Source organism: Paenibacillus lentus, assembly GCF_003931855.1.
In the GTDB taxonomy this organism is placed as follows: domain Bacteria; phylum Bacillota; class Bacilli; order Paenibacillales; family Paenibacillaceae; genus Fontibacillus; species Fontibacillus lentus.
On sequence record NZ_CP034248.1, the window covers coordinates 1,994,402 to 2,010,755 of the forward strand.

Sequence of the window (16,354 nt, forward strand, 5' to 3'; positions counted from 1 at the left end):
TGTATATGATGTTGCAAAAATGGTATCCTGCAGATCAAATTGAAAAATATTTTTTGATTGATGTGTTTGCCGTCATGATATTAATTTATCAAGTCTTCATTGCGCACGGCACTGTCAATTTAGTTCTCAAACTTGTCCTCACCCTCCTGCTGCTCACTGCCCATTATGTTGGATTATGGTGGCGGGACTGGCGTCTACTTGCGGCCAGTCTTTTAGGGATGCTAATGCTCGCGGCGCTTAGTACTTACGTCGTCAGCGGAATCTTGATGTACGGATTTATTTTTGCAGATTTTCTTGGAAGAGCGAATAAAAAGGCAACGATGATTACGGGCATGGCAGGCATCGTCGCTATGTTTATCCTATACGGCTGGCTGGATCAAGGAAATCCGTTTGCTATTTTTTCAACTTTTTATTTTCCAATTATGGTTGCCCAGTTGGCAGCACCAATCGTGGTTTATACAAGAGAAAGGGCAAATATATTGAAAGAAAAACTGGATATCGCCAATGCCCAGTTGGAACGGTATATTCAAGAGGAGGAACGAAACCGGATTGCCAGAGATCTTCATGATACGCTCGGTCAGACACTAACGATGATTAAGCTGAAAAGCGAGCTGACGTTAAGATTGGTGGAGAAAAATCCAGAGAAGGCGAAGCATGAGCTGCACGATATTCTGCACACCTCAAGGTATGCGCTAAAGCAGGTGAGGGAGCTTGTCACAGATATGAAATTTGTTTCCCTGGAGAAGGAAATGCAGCTATCGAGAGATATTTTACAAAAGGCTGGCATTGAATTCATTGTGAAGGATGATGGAGCCATGATCCCCCTCTCCAATGCGGCCGAAACGGTGGCAGCACTTACTGTCAGAGAAGCTATTACCAATGTGATTAAACATAGTGAAGCCAGTCAGTGTACGATTACATTACATACAGAGCCCGAATATTATTGTATTCAAGTGAGTGATAACGGCAATGGCAATCTGAGAGAGGGAGAAGGAAATGGACTGCAATCGATGAGGGAGAGAATGGATATGATGCAGGGGGATATGCATATAACGGCAAGTCCGGGCAGCGGAACTAAGATTACGTTTAGGGTTCCAATGACGAACAGGCAGGAGGTTGCAGCAAGGTGATACGCATAGTGATCGCAGAAGATCAGCAATTGCTCCGTGGGACGTTATCGGCTTTATTATCCATGGAGGAGGACATCGAAGTTGTAGCGGAAGCTGATAATGGGCATGCGGCTTGGGAGGCTATTGAACAGTACGAGCCGGACATTTGTTTGCTTGATATCGAGATTCCTTTGCTTTCAGGTCTTGAGGTGGCAGAGAAGCTTAAGAAAGAAGGGCGATCCGCAAAAATCATCATCGTCACCACCTTTGCTCGCCCTGGCTTTTTGCAAAAAGCCGTGGAACTAAATGTAGAGGGCTATTTATTAAAGGATGAGCCGATTGAGCTTTTAATCGATAGCATTCGCAAGGTGATGGCAGGTGAGCGAGTGGTTAGCACCGACCTAGCAGCAGCTCTCTTCCTTAAGCAAGAGAATCCGCTGACCGAGCGTGAAACGGCTGTGCTGCAATTGTCCAGGTCGGGACTGTCAACCAAAGAAATGGCCAAGCAATTATTTCTAACGGAAGGAACAGTCCGGAATTATTTGTCTATGGCTATTCAAAAAATGGGAGTAGAGACTAGGCAGCAGGCGACTGAAAAAGCGTATGAGCGCGGCTGGATTACATAAACAGGGTGAAGGGGCTGTTCCAGAAGGGATATGCTCCCCATATCGTAGACAGGTAAAAAATAAAACCTGTTACTGTGAGGGGAATATATCAGATGGAGTGGACCCATACCAAGCTGTGATGCCACGCTGTGTATGCTAAGTACGAACCAGGGGGCTATGCCATGTAGTGTACCAGGGTGTGTGTACCGTGTGGTGTACCAGGATGTGTGTACCAAGTTTCGTATCCAAGGTGTGTACGCAAGGGCCAGTCCAAGATACCTATCGAAAGTGTGTGTATTAATTGGAATTAATGTATCTAATGATGCTCTAAACGAATATTACAGGGGATTAGATGGGTTTTATGTATTTAAAATCAAGGATCCAGCCCATGATTGGTTAGATCCATTTTTTAGTGACATGAAATCCATTAAAATCTACACTTCCTTCTTGTCGCAAAAATTTAGTACTATAAATCCATTTATTAAATTGAACTATAAAATGGAGACTGAGCTAGTACGGAAAATGTTCTTCCTGCGATTACTGCTGTTTCCAGATTACTTCGGTGAAATAGGTTCATAAAGGTAGGAATCTGATTGCTAGGGCGACTATAAGCTTATGCCTCCGAAGCGAGCCAGTGTTTTTTTCATTATGGCAATGAAATCTAATCTAATCTAATCCAGCTTCAGGGCATCGATCAGGCTGTCTTTGATATCCTGAATCCATTCCTTAGTCTCATGGGTCAGCTCTGAACTGCTGCTATAGATCAAACAGGTCTCTCGGCGAGTCTGCTCCAGTTCCTTCATAGGCAGAGCGACTAGTTCATTGTCCTTCAGCAGTTGGGGTCTGAGATAGGATTGCGGAAGCAGTGCAGCGGCTCGGCAAGTCGGGAGGAGTCGCACGATCGCTTCAAAGGAGTCGATCTCCATCCGTACGTCTGGAATAATGCTGTAGCGGCCAAACAGATCGTCAATCAACTTACGGTACCAGGTTCCTTTGGAGAAAATAATCATAGGCAGGCCGTTCAAATCCTCCATGGTGGCGGGCTCCCCCGCAGCTAGCGTATGGCTCTTCGGAACGACAAGCTCCAGGTGATCCTGAAACAGGGGAATACACTTCAAACCCTGCTCGGAGATGGAGGAGGCGACGACGCCAAGATCGACTCTTTTGTCGCGGACGTAGGAGACGATTTCATGAGTTTTGCCCGTAACTAGCTTGACCTCGATATCCGGCGATTTGTTCATCAGAGCGGTAACCAGCGGCGGAAGGGTCGTCTGGATCGTCGTGAGGCTAGCACCGAGCGTGATAACTCTGCGTTCGGCCGTTTTAAAACGGGAGACTGATTGCAGAAATTGCTGGTGGCGTTGGCGCTGTTCAAGAGCGTAGATATAAGCCTCTTGCCCGACGCGGGTCAACTCCAGCCGCTTTCCTTTGCGATCGAATAGAGCCACGCCCCATTCATCCTCCAGCTTAGCTATTTTGCGAGATAAGGCAGGCTGTGATAAATTAAGCAGTTTTGAAGCTTTGTTCAAGCTGGACTGCTCCACCACCGTCGTAAATACGAGTAAATCTTCCATCATAGAGTAAATCCCTCCCAAAAAATTTATATTAAGCCCAACTATTCATATTCTCATATCCGCTCCGCCTTATGGCCAATGCTATGGTACTTCTCGTTACTCCATGGATGGTTACACAGGAAAAACAATCCAAAGTCTAGTTATGCATAAATGTTATAACGATTAATAAGTATATTGCAATTCCATTATAAGATAAAAAGGAGTAACATTAAAAGTGACACAAGATGTTCACATGTTATTTAAATCACATGGTGATTAGGTCGTTTTGATGTGGTATTTATCATATACATTTTTGGCGACCGGTGCTGAATGATGTTATTGAATTGGGAACGATGGAAACGAGAAAGGGGAACACGCACTTATGAAAGGGTTTTATTCCAGAAAGCTGCACTCGCTCCTGGGTGTCATTCCATTAGGTTTTTTTATTCTGGAACACATGCTTACGAACTTTTCAGCCGTTGAAGGCGGAAGGCAGGGATTCATGAATGCCGTGGCATTTTTGAATAGTCTGCCGCTTGTGATTGTTATTGAAGCGTTGTTTATTTGGCTGCCACTGCTGTATCACGGTGTATATGGGATGTATATCGCATTTCAGGCCAAGCCGAACAATGGAAGGTTTCGCAATGAACGAAACCTGCGTTATTTGCTCCAGCGGATTAGTGGTGTCATCGTATTTGCGTTCGTGATTTGGCATGTTTGGGAAACTCGTGTACAAGTTGCTTTAGGTAATGTGACGCATGAGGAACTTGGTGCGGTAATGCATGGCATCGTTACGCAGCCGATCTTCTTTAGTATTTATTTAATTAGCGTAATTGCGGCTTCGTTCCACTTCGCCAACGGCATGTGGTCTTTCCTCGTTAGCTGGGGAATCACGGTTGGCCCGCGTGCGCAGCGCGTTTCCTCTAATATTTTCATGGGGTTGTTCGTGATTGTATCGGTAATGTTCGTCTGGTCGTTGTTCGCATTCCGAAACGTGGAATTTGCCGCAGAAGGAACGGCATTGCTGGAGACGCTAAGAGCGTTTGTAGGTTAAGGAGGCTTAGCTTGATTTAGAACTCGCTGTATAAAACTAGGTGAATGCTTCCGGAGCAAGTTTTGTTCGAAGTATTTCTAATGCAGTAACGCTGTACAAAACTAAGTGGATGCTTACGAAGTGAGTTTTGTTCGAAGTATTTCTAATGCAGTAACGCTGTACAAAACTTTTAGGAGTTGAAACATATATGGCTAAACAAAGCATTATCGTCGTAGGCGGCGGCCTTGCGGGGCTGATGGCTACGATCAAAGCGGCGGAGGCCGGGATCCAGGTGCATTTGTTCTCCCTTGTTCCGGTCAAGCGTTCTCACTCCGTCTGTGCGCAGGGCGGCATTAATGGAGCTGTTAACACAAAGGGCGAAGGTGACTCTCCTTGGGAGCATTTTGATGATACGGTATACGGCGGAGACTTCCTCGCGAATCAGCCGCCAGTTAAAGCAATGTGCGAAGCGGCTCCAGGCATCATCCATTTGATGGATCGGATGGGGGTTATGTTCAACCGGACGCCGGAAGGCTTGCTGGATTTCCGCCGTTTCGGCGGTACGAAGCATCACCGCACGGCGTTTGCCGGAGCAACGACAGGCCAGCAGTTGCTGTATGCGCTTGATGAACAGGTACGCCGCTATGAAGCAGCGGGATTGGTTGCTAAGTACGAAAACTGGGAATTCCTCTCGGCTGTTCTGGATGACGAAGGCATATGCCGCGGTATTGTGGCACAGGATCTCCGTTCGATGGAAACCGTGACCTTTGCGTCGGATGCGGTAATTTTGGCGACAGGCGGACCGGGGATTATTTTTGGCAAAACGACGAACTCGGTCATTAATACAGGTACTGCGGCGAGCGCTGTGTATCAGCAGGGCGTTCATTATGCGAATGGGGAGTTCATTCAAATCCATCCAACGGCGATTCCGGGCGATGACAAGCTGCGTCTTATGTCTGAATCGGCTCGTGGCGAAGGTGGACGAATTTGGACTTATAAAGAAGGAAAGCCTTGGTACTTCCTAGAGGAAAAATACCCAGCTTATGGGAACTTGGTACCTCGAGATATTGCTACCCGGGAAATATTCAACGTCTGCGTAGAGCAAAAGCTGGGTATTAACGGTGAGAATATGGTGTATCTCGACTTGTCTCACAAGGATCCTAGGGAGCTTGATATTAAGCTCGGCGGAATTATTGAGATTTATGAGAAATTTATGGGAGATGACCCTCGTAAAATTCCGATGAAAATATTCCCGGCAGTTCACTACTCGATGGGTGGCATGTGGGTTGATTACAATCAAATGACGAATATTCCGGGATTATTTGCTGCTGGTGAGTGCGAGTACCAATATCATGGAGCGAACCGGCTTGGTGCGAACTCACTCGTCTCGGCGATTTACGGCGGCATGGTAGCCGGACCGAAGGCGGTAGAGTATATCCGCGGGCTGAAGAAATCAACCGAGGATATCAGTTCTGCTGTATTCGAAAGAAATCGCAAAGCTGAAGAGAATAAGTTTGAAGGCTTGTTGGCGATGAATGGTACAGAGAATGCTTATGTCATTCATAAGGAGCTTGGCGAGTGGATGACCGATAATATGACGGTGGTACGTCATAACGATAAGCTTGAAGCCACTATCGGTAAAATTAAAGAACTGAAGCAGCGTTATCAAAATATTAATATCAACGATACGTCCCGCTGGAACAACTCCGGTGCGGCCTTTACTCGTCAGTTGTGGAATATGCTGGAGCTTGCCGAGGCGATGACGCTGGGTGCTCTGCTGCGCAATGAGAGCCGTGGGGCTCACTATAAGCCCAATTTTCCGGAGCGTAATGATGAGGAGTTCTTGAAAACGACGAAGGCAACATGGACACCGGACGGTCCACAAATTTCATATGAGGAAGTGGATGTGTCTTTGATTCCACCGCGGATTCGCGATTATTCGAAGGAAAAATAGGAGGGGAATGTCATGGCTATAGCGGAAACAGCGGCCAAGAAGGTAAAGTTTATTATTACGCGCCAAGACAAGCCGGAATCGGCTCCCTACACGGAAGAGTTCGAGTTGAACTACCGTCCGGGTATGAACGTCATTAGTGCCCTGATGGAAATTCAGCGCAACCCGGTAAATCTGAACGGTAAGGATACGGCGCCGGTATGTTGGGACTCCAACTGTCTGGAGGAAGTATGCGGTGCCTGCTCGATGGTAATTAACGGCAAGCCGCGGCAGGCTTGCGCTGCATTGATCGACAATTTGGAGCAGCCGATTCGTCTGGAACCGATGAAGACGTTCCCGGTCGTACGGGATCTCGTCATTGACCGCAGCCGTATGTTTAATGCACTGAAGCGCGTCAAAGCATGGATTCCGATCGATGGCACATACGATTTGGGTCCAGGCCCGCGCATGGCGGAGAAGAAGCGTCAATGGGCGTATGAGCTGTCCAAATGCATGACGTGCGGCGTATGCTTGGAGGCGTGCCCGAATGTGAATGAGAAGACCGATTTCATCGGACCAGCAGCAATCTCGCAGGTAAGGCTGTTCAATGCGCATCCAACGGGTGAAATGAACGCTGAAGAGCGACTGGATGCGCTGATGGGAGACGGTGGTATCGAGGGCTGCGGAAATTCGCAGAACTGCGTGCGTGCCTGCCCGAAAGGCATCCCGCTTACAACGTCCATCGCGGAGATGAATAAGGCAACGACAAAGCATATGTTTAAAAGCTGGCTAGGCGTGTAGCTCGCTTGATCAACCTGCGCAGTGTCTAACAGGATAAGCTAGGCTTCCAGATGGCGCAGTGTTTAACAGAATTAGAGAGGTCTGCTCTTCCCTTATGCCTGAGGAGGAAGCAGACTTCTTTTTTTTGGTTACGAGAACCGCTGGCTGTTCGTTGAGAACTGGAGACGATCGCATAAAATAATAAAATATTTACAGGAGAAATTAGCGATCTGGTCGAAATATTGTAAATTGGCATCTTCTCTAGCTTCTTCAACCAACCTGTTGGCAAACCATATTTCTGTGAAGCCCTTGGTTATTAATATGGACGAAGGTGCGCTTTATCGTTAATTATTTTCAAAAAAACGGCTTTGATTTGATAATGTCAAACTGGATTCGACCATATAAAATTAACTATTGCTTTTTCGAAGGGAATCACTATAATTAAATTCATACTTAACTTATAGGAATAATTTTGGTATATGAGGGGGAGCAATATGAAGAGGTCTTTTTTAGTAGTTATATTGGCAGGAATGCTTGTCGGTATATTGGGTGGATGTGCAGCGAACGACGGCAAGCAGGCTCAGAGCGATACAATTCGAATTGGTCTGGCGGCACCGATTTCCGGCACGCAGGCACAGTATGGACAGGCATTTAAAAATGGCGCCGAGCTCGCAGCGGCACAAATTAATGAGGCGGGCGGAATCGACGGCAAGCTGGTCGAGATTGTCGTTCAGGACGATAAGGGAGATTCTAACGAGGCTGTCAACGTAGCCAACAAATTCGTATCGGATAAGAGCATTCTCGCTGTAGTCGGTCATTTTAACAGCTCGGCTACATTGGCGACAGCACCTGTTTATAACAAAAATAAAATCGTAGAAATTTCACCATCTTCCAGTGCGCCTGGCGTTACGCATGCAGGAGAGTACACATTCCGGGTCATTACGACGGATGCGTTCCAGGCCGATTATTTGGCAGGCTGGTCTAAGGAACTCGGATACAGCAAGGTTGCACTGATTTATGAGCAATCCGACTTTGGGCTTGGTCTGCTGGATGTCTACCAAAAATCAGCTCCAGAATATGGTGTCGAGGTTGTAGCTGCAGAAGCTTATAACCCTGGTGACAAAGATTTTAGCACGATTCTGACGAAGATCAAAGAAAAACAGCCGGAGGCCATCTTTATCGGTGGATTCTACAATGAGGCAGCTTTGATTTCGCAGCAAGCGAAGAAGCTGAACCTGTCTGTTGACTTTATTGGTGTGGACAGCCTTTACTCGGAAGCCCTGCTTGAGCTGGGCGGAGAGTCTGTCGAAGGCTTTAAGATCATCGGCTTCTTCTTTCCAGGCGGCGACAATGAGGAAGCAACTAAATTTGCTGCAGATTACGAGGCGGCTTACAACAGCCAACCGGATACCTACGCTGCTTACTCCTATGTGGCGACTTCGGTTGTCATCGAAGCGATTAAAGAGAAAGGCGCCGATCGTGAGAGCATTAAGACGTATCTGGAAACCTTGAAGGATTACAAGGGAGCGACTGGCGTGCTAAGCTTCGACGAGAACGGTGACGTCGAGACGATTCCTTCGAAATTGACGGTTCAAGACGGCAAGTTTGAATTGTATAAATAATTGATTCCGGAGCAGGATTGAATTTCATTCCTGCTCCCTGGCTTTGAAAGGATGTTAGTATGCTCCTTCAACAATTAACCAACGGATTGACGATCGGGATGATATACGCCCTGATCGCGCTAGGCTATACGATGGTCTATGGCATATTGAAAATCGTGAATTTCGCGCACGGCGATATTTTTATGATGGGCAGTTTCTTGGGGCTCTTTTTCATGAAAGAGTTCGATCTGCCGTTATATCTAGCCTTTCTGTTATCTGCCGTTGTGACGTCCGGGATTGGAATTCTGATCGAGCGGTTGGCTTACCGTCCGCTGCGGCTGGCAGATCGGATCGTTCCCTTAATTAGTGCGTTAGGGGTATCCACATTTTTAATCAGTTTAGCTCAAAAATTATGGGGGACGGAAATGCGTCCGTTTCCGACGGCGTTTGGCAGCCGTACCTATACATTAGGAAGTATTACGTTTTCGGAAATTCAAATATTAATATTGATTTTGTCTTTTATCTTGATGCTGGGCTTACATCTGTTCGTCACGAAGACCAAGACCGGAACGGCGATGCGCGCCACATCAATGAGTCTGAACAACGCGGCTCTGATGGGTATCAATACGAACCGCATGATCAGCCTTGCCTTCGGCATTGGCTCTGCACTGGCGGCATGTGCTGGTATTATGGTCGGTATTTACTACAATGCGGTGTATCCAACGATGGGGTATATGGCAGGGATTAATGCGTTTACGGCTGCGGTACTCGGCGGAATCGGCAACATTCCCGGTGCGATGCTGGGCGGGATACTGCTCGGGCTGGTCGAGACGCTGGGCGGAGCCTATATTTCTACGCAGTATAAGAGCGTCATATCGTTTGCGATTCTGATCATCGTGCTGCTGATCCGACCGTCCGGCATACTCGGCAAAAAAGATATCAACAAGGTGTAGGTGATGAACTTGAGCTTAAGGAAAAAAACAGTCACATGGGCAATGGCGGCACTGTTAATCGTTTTGCCATTGGTGCTGCAGCAGGTGAATGATTACTGGATGCACATCGTGATCATGATCGGGATTTTTTCTATCCTGTCCATGAGTCTCAACGTCATTATCGGATACGCCGGGCAATTTGCGCTTGGACATGCTGCTTTTTATGGCATCGGCGCTTATTCCGCGGCCCTGCTTATGATACATTTCCAAATTTCGTTTTGGGTTGCGCTTCCTGCCGCCGCTATTATTGCAGGATTTTTCGGTTTTTTATTGGGAACCCCAGTCATACGTCTACGGGGGGATTATCTTGGAATCGTGACCCTTGGCTTCGGAGAAATCGTACGGCTCATCTTCGTTAATTGGGTGGATGTGACGCGCGGGCCTATGGGGCTGCCAGGGATTCCCGCTCCAACTTTATTTGGCTTCACCTTTAGCGGAAAAATGGAATTTTATTATTTGATTCTAGTGCTTGTACTGCTGACGTTTTTCGTCATTAACCGTATCGTGCATTCCGGCGTAGGCCTCAGTCTCTTGACCATTCGCGAGGATGAGACTTTGGCGCAATCGATCGGCATCCGTCCGAATAAATACAAGCTGCTCGCTTTTACGGTGGGAGCATTTTTTGCCGGTATCGCGGGGGCCTTCTGGGCAGCATATATTTCCTACGTCAGCCCGGATGCCTTCCGCTATTTGGATTCGGTCAATATTCTGGCGATGGTCATTCTGGGCGGATCGGCCAGTCTTCCCGGCTCGGTTCTCGGTGCGGTCATTCTCGTGGTGGCTCCTGAGCTGCTGCGGTATATGAGTGATTATAGAATGATGCTGCTGGGACTGGCGATTGTTCTGATGATGATCTTTAAGCCAACTGGATTCTGGGGAGAGAAGCACCGCAAGTATAATTTTTACGGCATGGCGCGGAAGGGTGAGGGCAAGTGATGGAGAAGGTACTGGAGCTGGATAAAGTATCAGTTAAATTCGGCGGACTGGTCGCCTTGAATAACGTCGACATGACGTTATGCCGTGGCGAGATATTATCGATTATCGGACCGAACGGAGCGGGGAAAACAACGCTGTTCAACCTGCTAACAGGCATCTATCAGCCTACCTCCGGTAAAATCATTTATAAGAATCGGGTCATCAATCGGTTGAAGCCGTTCAAGCGGGTGAGCTTGGGGATCGCCCGAACCTTTCAAAATACAAGGCTGCTGAAACAAATGACCGTGCTGGAAAACGTGCTTGTCGCTCATGCCGAGTGCAATGGGGAGACGCTGCTGCAATCGATTTTTGCTCGGGGATCGACGGAGAAACGGCGTGCAGCCATTGTGCAGGAATGCGTAGCGAAACTGGAGGTAGTAGGGCTGGCGGATAAGCTGGATATTCTCGCTGGAAGCCTGCCTTACGGGGAACAGCGGCTGCTGGAGATTGCCAGGGCGCTAGCCACCGGTTGCGAGATTTTGCTGTTGGATGAACCGGCGGCGGGAATGAATGCAACGGAAAAAGCCGAGCTCGTCAAAAAAATTCGCCAGTTGTCGAAGGAATTTAACATAGAGATCATTTTGATTGAGCACGACATCAGCATGATTATGGATATTTCCGACCGCATCGTTGTTTTGAACTACGGCGAGAAGATTGCCGAAGGCAGCGCGGAGCAGATTCAAAGCAACCCTGAAGTCATCAAAGCTTATTTGGGCGGGGAGGTCGAGGAAGCTTGACAAGCGACAACCAATCCATCTTAGAAATAAAAAATTTAAGCGTGAATTACGGAGTGATCTCGGCTGTAAAACAGATGAATCTCCATATTCAACCCGGGGAAATCGTGGCGCTGATCGGGACGAATGGCTCGGGGAAAACCTCGGCGCTGCGCAGTATTTCCGGCCTGAACAAGGAACTTCAAGGGCAAGTCTGGTTTGAGGGAAAAGAGATTACGAAGCTGGAGCCGCATCAGATCGTGAAGAGAGGCATCTCGCAGGTTCCTGAGGGCAGAGGCGTGTTTCCTGATTTGACGGTGCTCGAGAACCTGAAGTTAGGCGCCTATGTCCGGAAAGACAAGGCGGCCATTGCCACGGATATACAAAGCATGTTCGCATTGTTTCCGCGCCTGGAGGAGCGCAAGAAGCAGTTGGCCGGAACGATGAGCGGCGGGGAGCAGCAAATGCTAGCGATCGCTCGCGCTCTAATGGCCAGACCGAAGCTGCTGCTGCTCGATGAGCCTTCTATGGGTCTTGCTCCGCTGATCGTGAAGGAGATCTTCGCAGCAATTCGCCAGGTGAACGAGGAAGGCGTATCCGTGTTGCTGGTGGAACAGAACGCCACCATGGCGCTGGCTACAGCGCATCGCGGATATGTGATGGAGACAGGCAGCATTGTCGTAGAAGGCGAGGCTGCGGAGTTGAAGAATAATGACGTGGTCAAATCCGTTTATTTGGGGATCGGCTAATGGCAAGGAATAGAGAGAGGTTGTGCTTATGAACTTAAATCATCTAGAAATCTGGGTGCGACAGCGATCGTAGGAAGGAACATTTTGCGTACTTATACGTATTTGTCCGCATCTATTACGAAGAGTGCGAGCGATATCGAAGAGTGCGAGCTATATCGAAGAGTGCGGAGACTATATCGAAGAATGTGAGCTATGTCCAGGAATATGATCTATGTCGAAGTGTGCGAGCTATATCGAAGAATGTGGGCTATGTCCAAGTGTGCGAGCTATATCGAAGAATGTGGGCTATGTCCAAGAATATGATCTATGTTGAAGAGTGTGACCTATAGTATAGCAAGAGTGTAACTTATTTTAAGAATGCAACCTGCCTAAATGGATTTATAGTAGTTAGTTTTTGCGTAAAAGATGGGAAAGTAGATCTAAATGGATTTCATGTCGTTAGAAGTGGGGAAAAAGCCTAACTCGGGCTGGATTCTTGATTCTAGGAGCATAAAATCCATCTAGTTCCCTGAAACAATAGCTTAGAGCGTAACTAGATACATGAAATCCATTTAGAGTACGATGGCACAGTGTGTTACCGCTTCAGTGCAATAGTCTAGTGTATGATGGCTTAGTTCAATAGGCTAGTATGCAACAGCCTAATATGCAACAGCCTAGTGTATGACAACTGGGAATACAATAGCTTATATAAGATGAACTAAAGGATGTATTTGCCCCAGATTGATTTTAATAGCATTCCTTTGAATATTATTGTGCAATATACAGCCGCTTGTGCTGCAATGGGATATTGTTGAAGTTAGTACAGATAGATTATTAGAGGAGGCGTCTGAAAATGAGCCAAGAAAAACAGGATAAAATACAAGAGGATTCGCAGCAAAAGCTGAACCATGACGAAAGTCTGGAGCCGGTATCCCCTTATACGATCATGGCGAAATTGTTCGCCCATCTCTCCAAAGCAGTAGTGGACCGCTTTGGAGAAGAAGGGAAGGACGCAATCCGCGAAGGAGTGCGCACGTTTGGCGAGGAACGTGGGCGGGATATAGCTCGCCGTGCTGCGGCTGCCGGGCAGCCGAATGATATTCATAGCTATTTGCCGAACTACGATATGGGGCGCAGCGATCTGTTCGAATATGAGACAGAATACCATCCGGTTGAGATCGAGCAGAACTTTACAAGATGTGCATTTGGGGATCAATGGAAGAAGGATGGGATGGAGGAGTACGGAATACTCTACTGCGAGATGATTGATCCGGCGATTGCAAGAGGCTACAATCCGAATTTTGAAGTTGTGCATGACAAATACTTGCTTAAAGACGGGAATTGCCATTTCAGGTTCCAGATGAAACCATCGGAGAAGGAGCCTGGAGGTGAGGAGAATGGAGATCAATAAGGATCGCTTGTGGACGAGAGTGATGGAGCTCGGGGAAATCGGAAAGCAGACTAGCGGGGGAGTTACCCGCTTTTCTTTTACGCCTGATGAATCCCGTGCAAAGGATCTTGTTATCGCATATATGAAGGAGGCCGGGCTGGCTGTTCGGGAAGATGCAGTTGGTAATATCATCGGCCGTCGGGAAGGGACGAATCCCGCCGCCTCCGTAGTCCTCACAGGGTCCCATATCGATACGGTTCCCGACGGAGGAATGTTCGATGGAGCGCTCGGCGTGCTGTCGGCCATAGAAGCGCTGCAGCGAATGGATGAGCTGGGAATTCAGAACGTTCATCCAATCGAGGTCATCGCTTTTACGGACGAAGAGGGCTCCCGGTTCGGATTTGGGATGATCGGCAGCCGAGCTGTGGCCGGAACGCTGCGGCTGGAGGATTTGGAGCAGCGGGATGAACAGGCGGTTTCGATTGCCGATGCGATGCGGACTGCGGGTCTTGTGCCTGAACGTATAGGGGAAGCGGAGAAGCCGCCGCATGAAGTGAAGGCCTATATAGAGCTGCATATTGAGCAGGGGCGGGTACTGGAGAATTTAGATGAGCCTGTAGGCCTCGTGACAGGCATCGCCGGGCCCCTCTGGCAGCAGTTTACGTTGAGTGGACAGGCTGGTCACGCCGGGGCAACCCCGATGCATCTGCGAAGAGATCCGATGCAGGCAGCAGCGGAAATTATGAGCTATATTTATGCTGAAACGAGGAATTTCAGAAACGCAGTGGCTACGGTAGGGAAGCTTCGTGCTCTGCCTGGCGGAGTAAATGTCATCCCGGGGGAAGTTCAATTCTCGCTCGATTTGCGGGATATCGATGAAGCTGAACGGGACCGGCTGGAGGCGAGTATTCATGCCTACAGCAAGCAGGTCTGCGAGAAGCAGGGGATCGGATTGCAGATCGATCTGCTTCAAAGAGTAGCGCCAGCTCCCAGTTCCCCAGTGGTGCAGGAGGCGGTAGCCCAGGCTGGCAAACTCGCCGGATTGTCAGAGCTGCCACGATTAGTGAGCGGTGCCGGCCATGATGGAATGCAGTTTAGCTCCCATTGGCCGCTGGGCATGATTTTCGTGCGTTCCCGTGACGGCATCAGCCACAATCCGAAGGAATGGAGCTCTCCCGAGGACTGCGCGGCGGGAACAGAAGTGCTGTATCATACCTTGCTGGAGCTGGCGAAAGAAAGATAGATAGAGGATCATTCAGTATTAGGGAGCCGTCAGAATAGGAAGGTGCTAGCTTAAAAGGGGTAACAGACGGAGCCTCTGATATTAAGGTATATTCTGGAATATGCTAAGATAAACTTAAATAAGGGGCCGGTTGCGCCCGACCCCTCTGCACAACTTCCGCTATAAGAGCGGTTGGCTGGATGAGGTACAGAAATAGACCGTCACCCTATCACTAGCTGCACCCTAATTGTTAGACACACTTAAGGGTCTGTCAAGAATTTTGTGTAAACGAATGTAGAGGGTGATGCTTAGAGGGGGACTCCGCCCCCCTACCTCAAGTGCTGACCCACGCGATCAGGGAAGAAAACCGAAAACTGTAGCAGCATTTGTCCCCAGTTCTGAACACGGCCCGTCCATTTCCGTACAACGTCCATTGTGGATAAATACAGCATTTTAAGGAGAGCCTCGTCGCTCGGAAAGATGCTTTTGCCTTTTGTCACTTTGCGCAGTTGACGGTGATAACTCTCGATCATGTTCGTGGTGTAGATCAACTTGCGAATTTCCGGCGGGTACTTGAAGAATGTAGCGAGCTCGCTCCAGTTGTTGCGCCAAGAACGGACGATCAGAGGATACTTTTTGCCCCACTCCTCCTCAAAGCGATCTAGCTCCACAAGCGCCGCTTCTTCGGTTGCTGCTTTGTAGATCGGCTTCAGATCGGCAGTCACCTTCTTCAAGTCCTTGTAGGACACGTAGCGCGTTGAATTACGGATTTGATGGATGATGCACTTCTGAATTTCTGTAGCGGGATAACAAGCGCTTATCGCTTGCGAGAAACCGGTTAGATTATCGACACACGTAATGAGAATGTCTTGTACGCCGCGGTTTTTTAACTCGTTCAAGACATTGAGCCAGAACTTGGCCGACTCGTTTTCGCCAATCCACATGCCTAGGACGTCTTTATTCCCGTCCAGATCGATGCCGATGACCATGTAAGCCGCCTTGTTGACAATAGCTCCGTCTTGCTTCACTTTGAAATGAATGGCGTCGAGAAAGACAACGGCATATACGCTCTGTAGCGGCCGATTTTGCCATTCCTTAACCATAGGGATAACCTTGTTTGTCACGTTCGAGATCAGTGTCGGGGAGACTTCGATGCCATACAACTGCTGTAGATGATCTTGAATTTCACGCGTGCTGACGCCCTTCGCGTAAAGCGCAATGATCTGTTCCTCAATGCCTGTGACATTGGACTGATGCTTCTTCACCACAAGCGGTTCAAACTCGCCCAAGCGATCACGGGGTACGATTATTTCTTGCTCACCATACTCACTGACGACAGTTTTCTTGCTTTTGCCATTACGGCTGTTTGACGTTGCTTTCGCCGTGATGTCGTGCTTGGCATAGCCCAGATGTGTTTCCATCTCCGCTTCGAGCATCTCCTGGATTGTTTCTGCAAACAGGTTCTTTAATGCGTTTTGAGCATCCTGTGCCGTTACCAGATTATTCTCTTTAATGAAGTCGCGCAACTGTTGTTTCGTCCAAAGTCCCATGTATTCTCCCAACCTTTCTATTAGTTCCATTTTAATAGGTTTTGGAGTTTACACAAACTATTTTACAGACTCACACTTAACATTGGAGGTGTATTTTCTTTATGGCTAAATAAACAACAAATACAAGCTGTAAGGAAGTATTTTGAGGGGAGAAAGACTAAAAATCCCTTGCC

The 16,354-nt window shown here is 48.1% G+C and carries 14 protein-coding genes; 12 read left to right on the forward strand and 2 right to left on the reverse strand.

The window, feature by feature from the left end; all coding sequences use genetic code 11:
- Window positions 1-5: 5 nt before the first annotated feature.
- Both EIM92_RS08950 and EIM92_RS08955 read left to right on the forward strand, forming a co-directional pair.
- The gene (locus EIM92_RS08950; protein WP_246021257.1) at window positions 6-1,130 is read left to right on the forward strand and encodes a sensor histidine kinase; all 1,125 of its coding nucleotides are present in this window, start codon (window positions 6-8) and stop codon (window positions 1,128-1,130) included.
- Window positions 1,127-1,735 (forward strand): response regulator transcription factor, encoded by a 609-nt coding sequence (locus EIM92_RS08955; RefSeq protein ID WP_125082355.1) that lies wholly within the window; start codon window positions 1,127-1,129, stop codon window positions 1,733-1,735. The genes EIM92_RS08950 and EIM92_RS08955 overlap by 4 nt, the downstream gene beginning before the upstream one ends.
- 650 nt (window positions 1,736-2,385) lie before the next feature.
- Here EIM92_RS08955 and EIM92_RS08960 read toward each other — a convergent pair.
- Entirely contained in the window at window positions 2,386-3,291 is a 906-nt protein-coding gene (locus tag EIM92_RS08960) for a LysR family transcriptional regulator (RefSeq protein ID WP_125082356.1), read from the reverse strand.
- Between the two features lie 358 nt (window positions 3,292-3,649).
- On the opposite strand from EIM92_RS08960, the gene EIM92_RS08965 reads away from it, so the two are divergent.
- The 10 genes from EIM92_RS08965 to EIM92_RS09010 all read left to right on the forward strand — a co-directional run bounded on the left by EIM92_RS08965 (window position 3,650) and on the right by EIM92_RS09010 (window position 14,652).
- The gene (locus EIM92_RS08965; protein ID WP_125082357.1) at window positions 3,650-4,321 is read left to right on the forward strand and encodes a succinate dehydrogenase cytochrome b558 subunit; all 672 of its coding nucleotides are present in this window, start codon (window positions 3,650-3,652) and stop codon (window positions 4,319-4,321) included.
- A 187-nt stretch (window positions 4,322-4,508) separates the two neighbouring features.
- Window positions 4,509-6,254 carry a succinate dehydrogenase flavoprotein subunit gene (sdhA, locus tag EIM92_RS08970; protein ID WP_125082358.1) on the forward strand — a complete coding sequence of 582 codons (1,746 nt, stop codon included), beginning with the start codon at window positions 4,509-4,511 and terminating at the stop codon, window positions 6,252-6,254.
- A gap of 12 nt (window positions 6,255-6,266) precedes the next feature.
- Window positions 6,267-7,031 (forward strand): succinate dehydrogenase iron-sulfur subunit, encoded by a 765-nt coding sequence (gene sdhB, locus EIM92_RS08975; RefSeq protein WP_199925554.1) that lies wholly within the window; start codon window positions 6,267-6,269, stop codon window positions 7,029-7,031.
- A gap of 473 nt (window positions 7,032-7,504) precedes the next feature.
- Window positions 7,505-8,632 carry an ABC transporter substrate-binding protein gene (locus EIM92_RS08980; protein ID WP_125082359.1) on the forward strand — a complete coding sequence of 376 codons (1,128 nt, stop codon included), beginning with the start codon at window positions 7,505-7,507 and terminating at the stop codon, window positions 8,630-8,632.
- 59 nt (window positions 8,633-8,691) lie between these two features.
- Window positions 8,692-9,564, forward strand: coding sequence for a branched-chain amino acid ABC transporter permease (locus EIM92_RS08985; protein ID WP_125082360.1), 873 nt, complete (start codon window positions 8,692-8,694; stop codon window positions 9,562-9,564).
- Window positions 9,565-9,567: 3 nt separating this feature from the next.
- Window positions 9,568-10,539, forward strand: a complete 972-nt coding sequence (locus EIM92_RS08990) for a branched-chain amino acid ABC transporter permease (protein ID WP_125082361.1) — start codon at window positions 9,568-9,570, stop codon at window positions 10,537-10,539.
- Window positions 10,539-11,315, forward strand: coding sequence for an ABC transporter ATP-binding protein (locus EIM92_RS08995; RefSeq protein WP_125082362.1), 777 nt, complete (start codon window positions 10,539-10,541; stop codon window positions 11,313-11,315). Before EIM92_RS08990 ends, EIM92_RS08995 begins: the two co-directional genes overlap by 1 nt.
- Window positions 11,312-12,040 (forward strand): ABC transporter ATP-binding protein, encoded by a 729-nt coding sequence (locus EIM92_RS09000; RefSeq protein WP_125082363.1) that lies wholly within the window; start codon window positions 11,312-11,314, stop codon window positions 12,038-12,040. The genes EIM92_RS08995 and EIM92_RS09000 overlap by 4 nt, the downstream gene beginning before the upstream one ends.
- 832 nt (window positions 12,041-12,872) lie before the next feature.
- Window positions 12,873-13,430: an L-2-amino-thiazoline-4-carboxylic acid hydrolase gene (locus EIM92_RS09005; protein ID WP_125082364.1), complete on the forward strand. Its 558-nt coding sequence runs from the start codon at window positions 12,873-12,875 to the stop codon at window positions 13,428-13,430.
- A complete protein-coding gene (locus EIM92_RS09010) occupies window positions 13,417-14,652 on the forward strand; it encodes a Zn-dependent hydrolase (protein WP_125082365.1) in 1,236 nt (411 codons plus the stop codon). The genes EIM92_RS09005 and EIM92_RS09010 overlap by 14 nt, the downstream gene beginning before the upstream one ends.
- Window positions 14,653-14,960: 308 nt before the next feature.
- Here EIM92_RS09010 and EIM92_RS09015 read toward each other — a convergent pair whose 3' ends face one another.
- Window positions 14,961-16,181 (reverse strand): IS256 family transposase, encoded by a 1,221-nt coding sequence (locus EIM92_RS09015; protein ID WP_125081887.1) that lies wholly within the window; start codon window positions 16,179-16,181, stop codon window positions 14,961-14,963.
- Window positions 16,182-16,354 lie beyond the last annotated feature (173 nt).